This window comes from Calditerricola satsumensis, assembly GCF_014646935.1.
In the GTDB taxonomy this organism is placed as follows: Bacteria; Bacillota; Bacilli; order Calditerricolales; family Calditerricolaceae; genus Calditerricola; species Calditerricola satsumensis.
The window spans coordinates 1-13,205 of record NZ_BMOF01000060.1; the positions used below are offsets into that span (position 1 = coordinate 1).

The window sequence follows — 13,205 nt, forward strand, 5'->3', positions numbered from 1 at the left end:
AGGTTTTTACGTGAGGGATCGGTTTCACTTCGGTTAGGTTTTTATGTGAGTTGACACGTGAATGCGGCGGCCGTGGGGGCGTAGCCTATCACGTTAGTCTGGTTTGCAAAATTTCATTAGCGGAAGGAAGCTGTCCATCTCGTCGGGACAGGTTTTCCAAGCGATGACAGTGCGCTTTCCGACCGCCGTTTTCCCGCTAAGAGAACCTTGTCAAGCATTGAAAAAATAAGAGGCCGTGAGTGCGGCCTCTCTTTTTTTCTCTTTTTTCAGGATGCTCCGTCGCTCTGGTCGCGTTTGGCCAGCCGCTGGGCAATCGCCTTGGCCGCCACCATGCCCTGCCCCACGCTCAAGGCGATGCTGGAGAAGGCGGGCGGGGTGCACACGTCGCCGGCGGCAAAGACGCCCGGCTCACTGGTCTCCCCTTCCGCGGTGATGCGCAGCGTGCCGTCGCCGTTCGTCTCCACCTGGCCGCGCACGAGGTCGGTGTTCGGCTCCACGCCGATGCGCACGAAGACGGCGTCTGCCTCCAGGATGCGCGCCTCGACGCGGCCGTCCGGGCGGTGCAGGGCGACGGCCACCCCCTCGACGCGGCCTTCGCCGAGGATGGCCGTCACCACGGCGTGTTCCAGGCGGGTGACGTTGGGGTGGCGCAGCACCGGCTCGAGGTACTCGGGGCGGGCCCGGTACGCGTCGCGGCGGTGGATCAGCGTTACGCGTGCGCCGGCCTCGGCGAGAAGGAGCGCACCCTCCAGCGCACGGTCGCCGCCGCCGACGACGGCGACGCGCTTGCCGGCAAAGCGATGGGCGTCGCGCGTGGCCGAGTACACCTCCCCGCGGGCGATCATCTCCGCCTCGCCGGGCACGCCGAGCCGGCGCGGGCGGGCGCCGGTGGCCACGATCAGGGCGCGGGCCGCAAGCTCTCCGGCGCTGGTGGCGAGGCGCTTTGCCCGCACGTCGCATGCCTGCACGTCCACGCCGCACCGGTAGGCGCAGCCCAGCCGCTCCACGTGGGCCACAAGGCGATCCCGAAGCGCGCGGCCGTTTTCCGCGGGCAGGCCCGGGTAGTCGACGATCGGGTTGTGGATGGCCTCCAGCTGTCCGCCGAGGCGGTCCCGCCGCTCGACGAGCAGGGCGTCGAGGCCGAGCCGGTGGCACCAGATGAGGGCGCTGATGCCCGCCGGTCCCCCGCCGATGATCACCACGTCGTGGCGGGGCGCGCCTTCGCTTCTATTGCTCATGGGCGGGCCTCCCTTCCCCGGATGCGCGGCAGCCGGTCGTGTGTTCCCCATTTGCTGGGCCACCAGGACGGACGGCTTCGCACGACGGGGGGACGGGCCGCTGGGCGAGAAGTTCGGGGAGGCGCTCCTCAAATTCGAGCCAGCTGCTCACTCGCGGGCAGGCAACGTCGCGATTGTAGGGGTAGTCCATCGCCACCGCGATGCGGCCGGTGGCCTGGAAGCGGCGCAGGTTGTGCGGCGCGTCGTCAAAGAGCAGGTCGCCGCGGATCATTTCCTTTCGGTGGGCGAAGATGAGCCGCTCGCGGCCGAGGAACGGCAGGTGGCGCTGTACCCAGGCCTCCTTCTCCGCGTAAGCGATGGCCGAGGGCGAGGCCGTCACGATGAAGATCTCGTAGCGCCGGGACAGCCGTTCGAGCACCTCGATGGCGTGGGGAAGGGGCTTGAGGCCGGCGAAGAGGCCCGGCTCGCGCAGGTAGTCGTAAATCTTCGCCCCGCATTCCGGCTTGACGTAGGTCGTGGCGTCCCAGCTGGTGGCGCGCGCGACGGTCAGGTTGTCCCCATAGTCGCGGTTGTAGCGGGCGTACCATTCGGCCATCAGGTCGACGATCACCGAGTCCATGTCGATGAGCAGGACGCGCGCGTTCATCCCCAAACCTCCCGATCCTCGTGGGGGTGGTTGCGCCATCATCATACCATAGACGGGAGCCTTTTCCACGCAGAAGGAAATCGGATGAAACGCGTTTGGCCTTGGACTGTGCTATCATAAAAATGGCAATCGAAATGGCCATCGCAAGTGGTCATAAGCAGTTCAAAAACAAACCGGTGGCCATCGCCGCGTGCGCGGGAGGCGGAAAGGGCGGGATCAACGCCCTCAACAACCTGCGCCTGGTTCTGCGCGGCGTGTCCGCGCTCGTGCTGCCGTCGCAGCTGGTGGCCGCCCCGGAGGCGTTTGACGGGGGAGGAAATGTGATCGATGCAGGGGGCAAACAGCGACTTGCCGCGCTGGTCGACGAGCTGGTGCACATGACCCGCCTGCTCAAGGGCCGAATTGACAAGCGCGCACACCCTTTATGAAACGCACAAGGGGGACAATCGTCGCAAAGGAGAGGAGCTGCCATGCCCGCACAACGCACCGTCCACCTGTTTCAGCCGTTCCGGATCAAAGACCTCTTGCTCCGCAACCGCATCGTCATGTCGCCGATGTGCATGTATTCGGCAACCGATGGATTTGCCAACGATTGGCATTTCATTCATTACGCCACGCGCGCCGTGGGCGGCGTGGGTCTGATCCTCGTGGAGGCCACCGGCGTCCAGCCGCATGGGCGGATCACGACGCGCTGCCTGGGGATTTGGGACGACGCCCACATTCCCGGCCTTGCCCGCATCGTGGAGCTCTGTCATGCCCACGGGGCCAAGGTGGGGATCCAGCTCGCCCACGCCGGGCGCAAGTGCGAAGTTCCCGGCCGCATTGTGGCGCCCAGCGCCATCCCCTTTGGACCGAACAGCCCGACGCCGGAGGAGCTGTCGGTGCGCGAGATTCGCGAGGTGGTCGAAAGCTTCGGCCAAGCGGCGCGGCGGGCCCGCCAGGCCGGCTTTGACGTGGTGGAAATCCACGGCGCCCACGGGTACCTGATCAACGAGTTCCTGTCGCCCTTGGCCAACAAGCGGACGGATGCCTATGGCGGTTCGCTGGAGGGTCGCGCCCGCTTCCTGATGGAGGTCATTGACGCGGTGCGCGCCGAATGGCCGGCGGACAAACCCCTCTTCTTGCGCCTGTCGGCCGTCGACTACGCCGAGGGCGGCGTCACCCTGGAGGAGACGGTGGAAGTGGCCAAGATGGCCAAGGCGCGCGGAGTCGACCTGATCGACGTCAGCTCGGGCGGGGTGGTGCCCGGCGTCACCGTGCCGGTCCATCCCGGCTACCAGGTGCCCTTTGCCGAGACGATCCGACGCGAAGCGGGCATTCCCACCGGCGCCGTCGGGCTGATCACCGAGCCCAAGCAGGCCGAGGAGATCGTCGCCAACGGCCGGGCCGACCTGGTGTTCCTGGCCCGCGAGCTGCTGCGCAACCCCTACTGGCCGCTGCACGCTGCCCTGGAGCTGGGGGCGGAGATCGACTACTGGCCGATTCAGTACCTGCGGGCCAAGCCGGAGCGGTAAGGCCGACCCGCATGCGGTGGGGTCGGCCCGCTTCGGGAACGGGGGGGCGCATCAAAGATGTCCCCGCCGCCAGGATCACGTACAAAGGAGGACAACGCGGTGCACAACGGGTTTACGCGATCGGAAGCGCTCTATGCAGACGCGAAGCGGCTCATGCCGGGCGGCGTCAACAGCCCCGTGCGGGCCTTTCGCAACGTGGGCATGACGCCGGTGTTCATTGCGCGGGGGCAAGGGGCCCGCGTGTGGGACGAGGACGGCAACGAATACATCGACTACGTCATGTCGTGGGGGGCGCTCATCCTCGGCCATGCCCATCCGCGGGTGGTAAACGCGATCCAGGAGGCGGCGGCGCGCGGCACGAGCTTCGGCGCGCCGACGGTGGTGGAGACGGAGATGGCCCGGCTTCTTGTCGAGGCCCTGCCCTCCGTCGAGGTGGTGCGCATGGTCAATTCCGGCACCGAGGCGACGATGAGCGCCCTGCGCCTGGCCCGCGGCTACACGAAGAAGAGCAAGATCCTCAAGTTTGAGGGCAGCTACCACGGCCATGCCGACAGCCTGCTCATCAAGGCCGGCTCCGGGGTGGCCGCGCTGGGGCTTCCCGACAGCCCCGGCGTGCCGGAGACGGTGGCCCAAAACACGATCACCTGCCCGTACAACGACCTCGACAGCGTCCAATTGGCCTTCGAGCGCTACGGCGACGACATCGCCGCGGTGATCGTCGAGCCGGTGGCCGGCAACATGGGCGTGGTGCCGCCCGCACCCGGCTTTTTGGAGGGCTTGCGCGAGATTACGCGCCGGTACGGGGCGCTGCTCATCTTCGACGAGGTGATCACCGGCTTCCGCGTCGACTATCGCGGGGCCCAGGGCAAGTACGGCGTCCTGCCCGATCTCACCTGCCTGGGCAAGGTGATCGGCGGTGGCCTTCCCGTTGGCGCCTATGGCGGGCGGGAGGAGATCATGCGCCAGGTGGCTCCCGACGGCCCGGTGTACCAGGCCGGTACGCTGTCGGGGAACCCGCTGGCGATGACCGCCGGGGTCACCACCTTGCGCGAGCTCGGGCAGGGCGGCGTCTACGAGGACCTGGAGCGCAAGGCGGCGCGCCTGGCCGAGGGGATGGCCCAGAACGCCGAGGAGGCCGGCATCCCCTACTGCCTCAACCGCGTCGGCTCCCTCGTCGGCTTTTTCTTCACCGGCGAGCGGGTGATCGACTACGCCACGGCGCGCACGGCCGACACCGAACGCTTTGCCCGCTACTTCCGGCTGCTCCTCGAGCGGGGCGTCTACATCCCGCCGTCGCAGTTTGAGGGGATGTTCGTCTCGGTGGCGCACACCGACGCCGACATCGACCGCACGCTGGAGGTGCACCGCGAAGTCTTGAAGCGCCTGTGACCGCGGGCACCGAAAAAACCTCTTTACATCTGAGCAAACCTGTACTATACTCATTTTCGACAACCGAATCCGACACGAACAGCCATCTCTTATCGAGAGTGGCGGAGGGACTGGCCCGATGAAGCCCGGCAACCCCTGCTTCCCCATTCGGAAGCGGGAAGGTGCCAACTCCTGCAGAACGGCTGCGAAGGCGGCGTTCTGAGAGATAAGAGAGGAGGCGTTGCGTTTGCAACAAATCCTTTCTGAGGTCTCTCAGAAAGGATTTTTTTGTGAAAGATCCTCATAAAAACAGATCGGTTTAATTGGTTTTAACGGAGGACGACGATGATCAAGCTGCAGGGCATTCGCAAAACCTTCTCCACGGGCGGCAAAACCGTGGAGGTGCTCAAGGGCATTGATCTCTCGGTGCAAAAAGGCGAAGTCTTCGGCTTGATCGGCCGCTCCGGAGCCGGCAAGAGCACGCTGCTGCGCATCATCAACCTGCTCGAGCGGCCATCGGCGGGGCGCGTCGTCGTCGACGGCGTCGAGCTGACGGCCCTCTCGGAACGCGAGCTGCGGCGGGCGCGCCAGCGCATCGGCATGGTGTTCCAGCACTTTCACCTGCTGTGGTCGCGGACGGTGCGCGAAAACATCGCCCTGCCGCTGGAGATCGCCGGCGTGCCGAAACGGGAGATCCGCCAGCGCGTCGACGAGCTGGTGGAGCTGGTCGGCCTGACCGAGCGCGCCGACGCCTATCCGGCCCAGCTGTCGGGCGGGCAGAAGCAGCGCGTCGGCATTGCCCGGGCCCTGGCCAACCGGCCCCATGTGCTCTTGTGCGACGAGGCCACCTCGGCCCTCGACCCCGAGACGACCGACCAGATCCTCGACCTGCTGCGGTCGATCAACCGCCGCTTCGGGCTCACCGTGGTGCTCGTCACCCACGAGATGGACGTCATCCAGGCCGTGTGCGACCGCGTCGCCGTGATGGAAGGCGGGCGCATCGTCGAGGTGGGCCCGGTGGCCGAGGTGGTGGCCCGGCCGCAAACGGAAACGGCGCGCCGCTTCCTGCAGCAGGGGCGTGCTGCCGATCGGGGGCGGATCCTCGGCGCCGACATCCCGCATGTTGGGCCGGCGGCGGGAAGCGAAGGCTCAGCCGTGGCGGCCGGGTCGGAAGCAGGCGTCTCCGCGGCCGGCGAGGGCGCGGTGGAAGTTTTCCTGCGCCTTGAGCTCGACGGCGTGTCCGCTCCCGTGGTGGAGACGGCCATCCGCCGCTTTGCCGCCGACATCCGCTTGTGCGAAGGGTCGCTGGCCGAGGGGCCGGGCGGCGTGCGCGGTGCGCTGACGGTGCGCGTCTCTGGCGCTCCCGCCGTTGTCCAAGGGGTGATCGAGTACTGGAAGGCGGCGGGCGTGGCCGTGACGCCGCTCGAGACGCTGGCGGAAAGGAGGGTGCGCGCGTGAACGCCTTGGCCGAGCTGTTCCCCCACGTGGCGCAAAACTGGGACGGGGTGCTGCAGGCCACCTGGGAGACGCTGTACATGGTGGGGGCGTCGCTCTTCTTCTCCGTGCTGCTCGGCATCCCCCTCGGGGTGCTGCTCGTCCTCACCTCGCCGGGCCATCTGGTGCCGATGCCCTGGCTGAACAAGCTGCTCGGCACGCTGGTCAACGTCTTCCGGTCGGTGCCGTACATCGTCCTCATCCTGTGGCTCTTGCCCGTCTCGCGCCTGCTTTTTGGCACCTCCTTCGGTCCGACGGCAGCCATCCTGTCGCTGGTGGCCGGCGCGGCGCCCTTCTACGCCCGGCTCGTGGAGACGGCCCTCCGCGAGGTCGATGCCGGCGTCATTGAGGCGGCCCGCGCGATGGGGGCCAGCCTGTGGCAGATCGTCATCAAGGTGCTGATTCCCGAGGCCCTGCCGGCGATGGCCGCCGGGGTGACGGTGACCGGCGTCGGCCTGGTCGGCTACTCGGCCATGGCCGGCGTGATCGGCAGTGGCGGTCTCGGAGCGATGGCCTACAACTTCGGGTTCAACGGCTTCCAGAACGACACCCTGTTTGTGGCCACGCTCCTCTTGATCCTCATGGTGCAGCTGTTCCAGGCCGCGGGCGACCGCATCGTCCGCCGCTTGGACAAGCGATAACGGCGCGCGGGCGCCCTACATCCTGCCGGTGCCCAGGCGCAAACCTTATCGATTCACGCGTTGGGAGGGACCCACACATGCGCAAGGCCTTGACGCTGCTCATGCTCGCACTGCTCGTCGTCCTGCCCTTGGCCGGCTGCGGGACCGCGACGGAGAAAGGCGGCGACGCGTCGCAAGGGACGGCCAACAAGCCGCTCAAGGTGGGGGCCACGGCCGTTCCGCACGCGGAAATTCTGAACGAAGTGGTGAAGCCGAAGCTGAAGGAAAAGGGCATTGACCTCGAGGTGGTCGTGTTCCAGGATTACGTCCTGCCGAACACGCAGCTGGCGGAAGGGGCGCTGGACGCCAACTACTTCCAGCACATCCCGTGGCTGGAGGCGACGAACAAGGAGAAGGGCTACAAGCTGGTACCGGTGGCCGGCGTCCACATCGAGCCCCTCGGGCTGTACCCCAATAAGAAGAAAGGGTACAAATCGGTGAACGATCTGCCGGACGGGGCGACCATCGCCATCACCAACGGGGCCAGCGAGTGGCTGCGCGTGTTCCGCCTGCTGGAGGCGGCCGGGCTGATCAAGCTGAAAGAAGGCATCGGCGAAAAGGTGACGGAAAAGGACATCGTCGAAAACCCCAAGCACATCAAGTTTACGCAGGTTGACCCGGCCATGCTGCCGCGCACGCTGGAAGACCCGAAGATCGACGCCGCGGTCATCAACACGAACTTCGCCATTGAGGGCGGCCTTGTGCCGACCAAGGACGCCATCTTCCGCGAAGACGAAAATTCCCCGTACGTCAACGTGCTGGTCACGCGGGAAGACAACAAGAACGACCCGCGCATCCAAGAACTGGTGAAGGTTCTCCTGTCGGAAGACGTCAAGAAATTCATTGAAGAGAAGTACAAAGGGGCGGTCGTACCGGCGCAGAAAACCTTCTGATGCGAAGCGGTTCCTGGCACCCTTGGCGCGAGACCTTGGGATGCAGGTGGCGGACAAAAAATGTTGGAAATCCCTCTCCCGCGAGAGGGATTTTTTGTTCGGTGTCGAATGAAGGCGAGAGGATGCCATGACCCCAGGAGGGTTGCCCATGAGCCCCGATCAACTGTTGGCCGTGGTCCGTGAGGCGGTCCAGGACGCGCTTCTCCCGGTACAGGCCGAGCTGCGCCGACTTGGTGAGCGGATGGACCAGCTTGAACAGCGAATGGCTCGGATGGAGCAGCGGCTGGATGGTCTGGAGCAGCGGTTGAATGGCTTGGAACAGCGGCTGGACGGTCTGGAGCAGCGGCTGGATGGTCTGGAGCAGCGTGTGGACGCCCTGGAGGCGCGCGTAGGCAGCATGGAGCAGCAACTGGTCGAAATGAAAGGCGAGATTCGCGACTGGACGACGCGCATGGACGCGTTCGAGGCGTTTCTTGACCGTCGCCTTCGGGATCATGAACACCGTCAGGAGCTAATGTGGAAGGAATTGCATCCCCGCCTTGTCTTCCTCGAAAACAAGGTGGAGCACCACGAGAAGGATCTCGCCTTCCTTCGCCAAGCGTTCCTCGGGCGATGAGGGGTGACAGCACGCGGGCATGGCGCCGCAAGAGCCGCTTTGGCGCTGCCCGCCTTTTTTTGTTCGCGGGGTACGCTGTTTTTGGGGTTTGGCTGGGTGTAGGGATGCGTGCGACCGCCGCTCCCCCGTTCTACCCCGCGTGCGGGCCGCATAACGTATACCGAGCACCGAAGAACGTGTTGCGCGCGAAAGGGGGAGTTTGCGTGCACCAGGAGGACAACCGGGGGTTGCGTTTTCACGTTCGCGAGCAGGTTCACCTTCCGGACGACGCGCCGGAGATCGAGGCGATTCGCGAGCTGGAGCTGGAACCCGTCGTGGAAGTGACCGCATCCGGCGGTTCGGTGACGGTTTCGGGGTTCCTCAGCCTGACTGGCAAGTACATCGGCCGGCGGGAATACCTGGGGGGAACCGGGGACGGGCGTGAGGCGCACGTGCCGTTTCCGTATCATCCTTTTGAAAGCGAGATGGGCCCCTTGGCGCCCTGGCAAAAGCGCAGCGAGATTCGCCACCGCATCCCGCTGGACATCACCGTGCCGGAAGACCGCGTGCCCGACTTGGAGGACGTCTACGTGGTCATCGACAGCTTCGATTACGAGGTGAACGGGCCGCGCAAGTTGCTTATCGACGCCGTGCTGGACGTTACCGGCATTGTCGTGGATAGCCGTCGCGGCGCGCACACGGTGGAGCAGGACGCGCCCGCAGCCCCCGTGCTGGTGAGCGGGCCGGAGCCGGCGCGCGAGGCGGCCGGAGCCGCCGAAACGGCAACGGAGGGCGTGGCCGAGTCGACACCGGATTCGCGCGCGGACGATGCGCCTGCGGTTTTGCGCGAGGAGAAGGGGGATCCGGTTTTGGACGGGCACGAGGCGGCGTTCGCCCGCGTATCGCCTTCTGCGCAGGGGCCTTCCGCGCCGGAGGCCGGGAGCGGCGACGAGCCGACCGAGCAGGGCGCGTCGGAGGCGGTGGAGGCGGCCGCCGCGCCAGCGGAAGCAGGCGACGCTTCTGCGCGCCAAGGGTCCGACGCGGCGGCAGAAGCCCAACCGAAGCCGCAGCCGGAGGTGAAGGTGGCCATCACGGCCAAATCCAAAACCGAGGAGAGCAGCGCCCGCCCGCTCTCTTCTTATTTGATGGAGAAATTGGCCAAAGAAAAGCGGCCGGCCGGATCGGACGAACAAACGCCCGCTTCGGCGGCCCCGCGCGCATCGGCCGAGCCGAACTCGACCGATGGGGAGGGCCAAGCGGAGGGCGAAACGACCGCCGCACGCGAGGGACAAGAGGCGGATGCAGAAGACCGCGAAGCGACCAAGAGGCCCGAAAACGGCCGGTACCTGATCGGCCTGCTCAAGGAGAAGGAAGAGCGGTATGCGCGCCTGACGATGTGCATTGTGCAGCGCGACGACACGCTGGCCTCCATTGCCGCCCGCTACGGGGTGTCGGTGAGCACGATTCGGTCGGTGAACCGCATGGCTGATGACCGCGTAGAAGAAGGGCAGATTCTCCTGATTCCGCGGGGGGAAGGGTGACGAAACCGTGGTGGCAAAACGGCAGTTGGGCGGAATGCACGCAGAAGCCGGCATTCCGCTTTTTCTCTGCGCGGCGTTGGCGGCGCACCCGCGGGAATGGGCTCCGATCGGCAGGGCGATGTGGCGCGTGGAGACGGACCGGGGCGCGTTTGTGATGGCGGCTGTCCACCGCGATCCGCAGGAGCTTGCGTGGATCGACCGGGTGCGGCATGACCTGGCGGCGCGGGGATGGACCCATTATCTCCCCTGGCTTCCGAGTCCCCAAGGCGACGCGGTGTGGCGGAGCCGCGAGGGGATGTTTGTCGTCATGCGCCTGCCGACGGCACACGCCCCCCCTGCCGATGCCCTCGACCGCCTGTTTGCCTCCTTGGCCGCCCTGCATCGCCTGACGTCGACGCCGCTGCCCCATGTCCGTCCATGGGTGGATCAGGTGATCGAGCAGCTCCGCTGGCAATGGAACCGGTGGAAGGCCCGTCTCGCCCAGTGGCAGGAGGAAGCCGGTCGCCGGGCCTACCCTTCGCCGGTTGACGCCGTTTTCCTTGCCAACGCCGAGGCGCTCGCCGAGGCGCTGGATCGCGCGCTGGCGCTGTTGGCGCGCTGGGAAAAGGCGGTAGGACGGCGCGCGGTCCTGCGCGTGTCATGGGTGCTTGCCCGCCCGCGCCCGGACCGGCTGGTCTGGCGCGAAGGGGGCGAGCCGCTCTGGCTCGACTGGTCGGACGCCACCGTTGACGCCCCGGTGCGCGACGTGGCCTACCTCTTGCGCGCCGTCTCGCGCGCCGTGGAGGAAGACCGCTTGCCCGCCGCGTTGGCCGCCTACGACGCCCACTTCCCCCTGCGGGAGGAGGAACGTTTGGCGCTGGCCCTCCTGCTGGCGCCGCCCCATGCGGTCTTTCGCCTCCTTGAGCGCCATTACGCGTGGGAGCGTCGCGTGCGCCTGGAAGCGGTAACGGCCCTCGAGCGCGAGCTGGATCGCCACGCGCTATTCGGCCGGTTGCTCGATGCCTGGCTGTAGCCGATGGGGATGGGTGTACACGTTAAAACGCGCGCCGCGAACGAAGCCGATGGCGGTGATCCCCAATTCCTCGGCGATGCGCAAGCCGAGCTCGGTGGGGGCCGACTTGGAGAGGACCACGCCCACCCCCATCTTGGCCGCCTTGAGGATCACCTCCGAGGAGAGCCGCCCGCTGAAGGCGAGCAGCTTGTCGTCGCGCGGCACGTTGTGCTGGAGGCAATAGCCGTAGAGCTTGTCGAGGGCGTTGTGCCGGCCAATGTCGGTGCGGGCGACGACGAGACCGGCGCGCGTGCAGAGGGCGGCGTTGTGGACGCCGCCGGTGTCGGCAAAGACGTGGGAAGTCTCCTGCAGCGCGCCGATCAGGCGCAGCACGTCATCGGGGGCGAGGGTGGGAGCCTGCTCGACCGGTTTGGCCGTTTGGACGTCGTTGAAGAAATAGAAGGATTGCCGCCCTTTCCCGCAGCACGACGGAATGTAGCGCTTGTTGAAGAAGCGCTGGGAAAACCGGCGTTTGCCCGCCGTTTCCACGTAGGCGAACCCGTTTGCGGAATCGAGGGTGAGGGAGACGATCTCCCCGGCGGAGCGGATGACCCCTTCCGCCGCCAGAAACCCGATGACGAGTTCGTCCAGGTGGCTGGGCGTGCAGACGAGCGTCGCCAGTTCCTCGTCGTCGACGTAGACGGTGAGGGCGTATTCGCTTGCCACCGTGTCGACGGCCGCATGCAGGCGGCCATTTTCGTAGCGCAGGATGGGGCGTCGTTGGGTCACGGGCAGCTCCATGGGCGCGTCTACCCCTTTCCCTCCGAGGTCTCGTTGCTTTCATTATACGGAAGATGCGGTACAATGGAGGCGACCGGGTTTGGCGGGAAGGAGGAGAGGCCATGCATCGCGCGTTTGCGGACGCGCCCAATCGCGCGCCGCTTTCCGTGGAAGATGCCCAAGCGGTGATCCTCGAATCGCTCGCGCCCCTGCCCGTGGAACGAATTCCCCTGGTTGACAGCGACGGCCGGGTCCTGGCCCAGGCGGTGGTGGCCGACGGCGACGTGCCCCCCTTTGACCGCTCGATGATGGACGGGTATGCCGTGCGCGCGGCGGACACGGCGGGCGCGTCGTGGGAGCGTCCGGTGCCGCTGGCCGTCATCGAGGAAGTCCCGGCGGGGTGTTCCCCGACCAGGCGCGTCGGTCCGGGCGAAGCGATTCGCGTGATGACCGGGTCGATGATTCCCGAGGGGGCCGACGCCGTGGTGAAGTTTGAGAACACGGCAGAGGGGTACAACCGGAACGTGGCCACGGTCCATGTTCGCGTGCCTGCGCGGCCGGGAGACAACATCGCCAAAAAAGGCGAGGACATGGCCAAGGGAAGCGTGGTGCTGCGGCCGGGCGTGCCCATCGGCGCGGCGGAGGCGGCGGTTTTGGCCACCTTTGGCGTGGCCGAGGTGGCGGTGTACCGCCGGCCGGTGGTCGGCATTTTGGCCACCGGGTCGGAATTGGTGGACGTGCACGAGCCCCTTTCCCCCGGAAAAATCCGCAACTCGAACAGCTACATGGTGGCCAGCCTCATTCGCGCCGCGGGAGGCGTGCCGAAGTTGTTCTCGGCCGTCGGCGATTCCGTCGAAGCCATGCTGGCCGCCGTGGAGCCGCACCTCGACGAGTTGGATGCCCTGGTGACGACCGGCGGCGTATCGGTGGGCGACTACGACCTGATCCCCGACCTCTACGAACGCTTGGGCGCGACGACGCGGTTTTGGAAGGTGCTCGCCCGCCCCGGCCAGCCGGTGCGCTATGCCGTGCGCGACGGGAAGCCCTTTTTCGGCATCTCCGGCAATCCGGCGTCGGCGTTCGTCAACTGCCAGCTGTTTGTCCTCCCGGGGGTGCGCCGTCTGGGCGGATGGGCCCATCCGCTGCCGCGCACCGTGCGGGCGCGCCTCGTCAATGCCTGCTCGGCGCCGCCGATCAAGCCGGATCGCTTCTTGCGCGCGCGCCTGTATGAAGCGGAAGGGGAGCTTTTCGTCGAGGTGGCCAAAGGGCAATCCTCGGGGATGATCGGCTCGCTCGTGGGGGCCAATGCCTTGGTGCGGGTCAAAGGCGGCACGGCGGTGGAGCCGGGGCAGGTGGTGGATGTGGTGGTGTGCGGGGAGTGGCCTTCGATTCCGCCCAAGAAAAAGGCTCTACGCTAAAAAGTGTGGATGCCAAGAAGGAAAAAGGCGGTCAGCGAGCCAAGGGA

General features: G+C 66.6%; 13 protein-coding genes and 1 riboswitch. Of the genes, 10 read left to right on the top strand and 3 right to left on the bottom strand.

Annotation, left to right across the window (positions count from 1 at the left end; all coding sequences use genetic code 11):
* Positions 1 to 266: 266 nt before the first annotated feature.
* Together IEX61_RS10950 and IEX61_RS10955 are read right to left on the bottom strand one after the other, a co-directional pair.
* Entirely contained in the window at positions 267 to 1,238 is a 972-nt protein-coding gene (locus IEX61_RS10950) for an NAD(P)/FAD-dependent oxidoreductase (RefSeq protein ID WP_188818056.1), read from the bottom strand.
* Positions 1,228 to 1,884 (bottom strand): 5' nucleotidase, NT5C type, encoded by a 657-nt coding sequence (locus tag IEX61_RS10955; protein WP_083463049.1) that lies wholly within the window; start codon positions 1,882 to 1,884, stop codon positions 1,228 to 1,230. Before IEX61_RS10955 ends, IEX61_RS10950 begins: the two co-directional genes overlap by 11 nt.
* A gap of 122 nt (positions 1,885 to 2,006) precedes the next feature.
* Here IEX61_RS10955 and IEX61_RS12655 point away from each other — a divergent pair, with 122 nt between their 5' ends.
* The 9 genes from IEX61_RS12655 to IEX61_RS11000 all read left to right on the top strand — a co-directional run bounded on the left by IEX61_RS12655 (position 2,007) and on the right by IEX61_RS11000 (position 10,981).
* Positions 2,007 to 2,312, top strand: a complete 306-nt coding sequence (locus IEX61_RS12655) for an NAD(P)H-dependent oxidoreductase (RefSeq protein WP_054672139.1) — start codon at positions 2,007 to 2,009, stop codon at positions 2,310 to 2,312.
* Positions 2,313 to 2,354: 42 nt separating this feature from the next.
* The gene (namA, locus tag IEX61_RS10965) at positions 2,355 to 3,398 is read left to right on the top strand and encodes an NADPH dehydrogenase NamA (protein WP_188818058.1); all 1,044 of its coding nucleotides are present in this window, start codon (positions 2,355 to 2,357) and stop codon (positions 3,396 to 3,398) included.
* Between the two features lie 57 nt (positions 3,399 to 3,455).
* The gene (hemL, locus tag IEX61_RS10970; RefSeq protein WP_054672141.1) at positions 3,456 to 4,787 is read left to right on the top strand and encodes a glutamate-1-semialdehyde 2,1-aminomutase; all 1,332 of its coding nucleotides are present in this window, start codon (positions 3,456 to 3,458) and stop codon (positions 4,785 to 4,787) included.
* Positions 4,788 to 4,873: 86 nt separating this feature from the next.
* A riboswitch (SAM riboswitch) is annotated at positions 4,874 to 4,999 on the top strand.
* A 112-nt stretch (positions 5,000 to 5,111) separates the two neighbouring features.
* Positions 5,112 to 6,224: a methionine ABC transporter ATP-binding protein gene (locus IEX61_RS10975; protein ID WP_188818061.1), complete on the top strand. Its 1,113-nt coding sequence runs from the start codon at positions 5,112 to 5,114 to the stop codon at positions 6,222 to 6,224.
* A complete protein-coding gene (locus IEX61_RS10980) occupies positions 6,221 to 6,901 on the top strand; it encodes a methionine ABC transporter permease (RefSeq protein WP_268238407.1) in 681 nt (226 codons plus the stop codon). The genes IEX61_RS10975 and IEX61_RS10980 overlap by 4 nt, the downstream gene beginning before the upstream one ends.
* 77 nt (positions 6,902 to 6,978) lie before the next feature.
* Positions 6,979 to 7,833 (top strand): MetQ/NlpA family ABC transporter substrate-binding protein, encoded by an 855-nt coding sequence (locus IEX61_RS10985; RefSeq protein ID WP_054672633.1) that lies wholly within the window; start codon positions 6,979 to 6,981, stop codon positions 7,831 to 7,833.
* Positions 7,834 to 7,981: 148 nt separating this feature from the next.
* Positions 7,982 to 8,449, top strand: coding sequence for a coiled-coil domain-containing protein (locus tag IEX61_RS10990; RefSeq protein WP_188818063.1), 468 nt, complete (start codon positions 7,982 to 7,984; stop codon positions 8,447 to 8,449).
* A gap of 227 nt (positions 8,450 to 8,676) precedes the next feature.
* The gene (locus tag IEX61_RS10995) at positions 8,677 to 9,969 is read left to right on the top strand and encodes a LysM peptidoglycan-binding domain-containing protein (RefSeq protein ID WP_188818065.1); all 1,293 of its coding nucleotides are present in this window, start codon (positions 8,677 to 8,679) and stop codon (positions 9,967 to 9,969) included.
* A gap of 10 nt (positions 9,970 to 9,979) precedes the next feature.
* Positions 9,980 to 10,981, top strand: coding sequence for a hypothetical protein (locus IEX61_RS11000; protein WP_229725849.1), 1,002 nt, complete (start codon positions 9,980 to 9,982; stop codon positions 10,979 to 10,981).
* On the opposite strand, the gene fdhD is transcribed toward IEX61_RS11000, so the two are convergent.
* Positions 10,949 to 11,761: a formate dehydrogenase accessory sulfurtransferase FdhD gene (gene fdhD / locus IEX61_RS11005; protein ID WP_188818069.1), complete on the bottom strand. Its 813-nt coding sequence runs from the start codon at positions 11,759 to 11,761 to the stop codon at positions 10,949 to 10,951. The two genes, IEX61_RS11000 and fdhD, sit on opposite strands and share 33 nt — an antisense overlap.
* A 101-nt stretch (positions 11,762 to 11,862) precedes the next feature.
* Here fdhD and IEX61_RS11010 point away from each other — a divergent pair, with 101 nt between their 5' ends.
* Positions 11,863 to 13,158 carry a molybdopterin molybdotransferase MoeA gene (locus IEX61_RS11010; RefSeq protein ID WP_188818071.1) on the top strand — a complete coding sequence of 432 codons (1,296 nt, stop codon included), beginning with the start codon at positions 11,863 to 11,865 and terminating at the stop codon, positions 13,156 to 13,158.
* Positions 13,159 to 13,205 lie beyond the last annotated feature (47 nt).

Excerpts from the sequence above, each read along its gene's own strand:
- IEX61_RS10955 (WP_083463049.1), bottom strand. The coding sequence starts at position 1,884 with ATGAACGCGCGCGTCCTGCTCATCGACATGGACTCGGTGATCGTCGAC.
- namA (WP_188818058.1), top strand. The coding sequence starts at position 2,355 with ATGCCCGCACAACGCACCGTCCACCTGTTTCAGCCGTTCCGGATCAAA.
- IEX61_RS10950 (WP_188818056.1), bottom strand. The coding sequence starts at position 1,238 with ATGAGCAATAGAAGCGAAGGCGCGCCCCGCCACGACGTGGTGATCATC.
- IEX61_RS10990 (WP_188818063.1), top strand. The coding sequence starts at position 7,982 with ATGAGCCCCGATCAACTGTTGGCCGTGGTCCGTGAGGCGGTCCAGGAC.
- IEX61_RS10985 (WP_054672633.1), top strand. The coding sequence starts at position 6,979 with ATGCGCAAGGCCTTGACGCTGCTCATGCTCGCACTGCTCGTCGTCCTG.
- IEX61_RS10975 (WP_188818061.1), top strand. The coding sequence starts at position 5,112 with ATGATCAAGCTGCAGGGCATTCGCAAAACCTTCTCCACGGGCGGCAAA.
- IEX61_RS12655 (WP_054672139.1), top strand. The coding sequence starts at position 2,007 with ATGGCAATCGAAATGGCCATCGCAAGTGGTCATAAGCAGTTCAAAAAC.
- fdhD (WP_188818069.1), bottom strand. The coding sequence starts at position 11,761 with ATGGAGCTGCCCGTGACCCAACGACGCCCCATCCTGCGCTACGAAAAT.
- IEX61_RS11010 (WP_188818071.1), top strand. The coding sequence starts at position 11,863 with ATGCATCGCGCGTTTGCGGACGCGCCCAATCGCGCGCCGCTTTCCGTG.
- hemL (WP_054672141.1), top strand. The coding sequence starts at position 3,456 with ATGTCCCCGCCGCCAGGATCACGTACAAAGGAGGACAACGCGGTGCAC.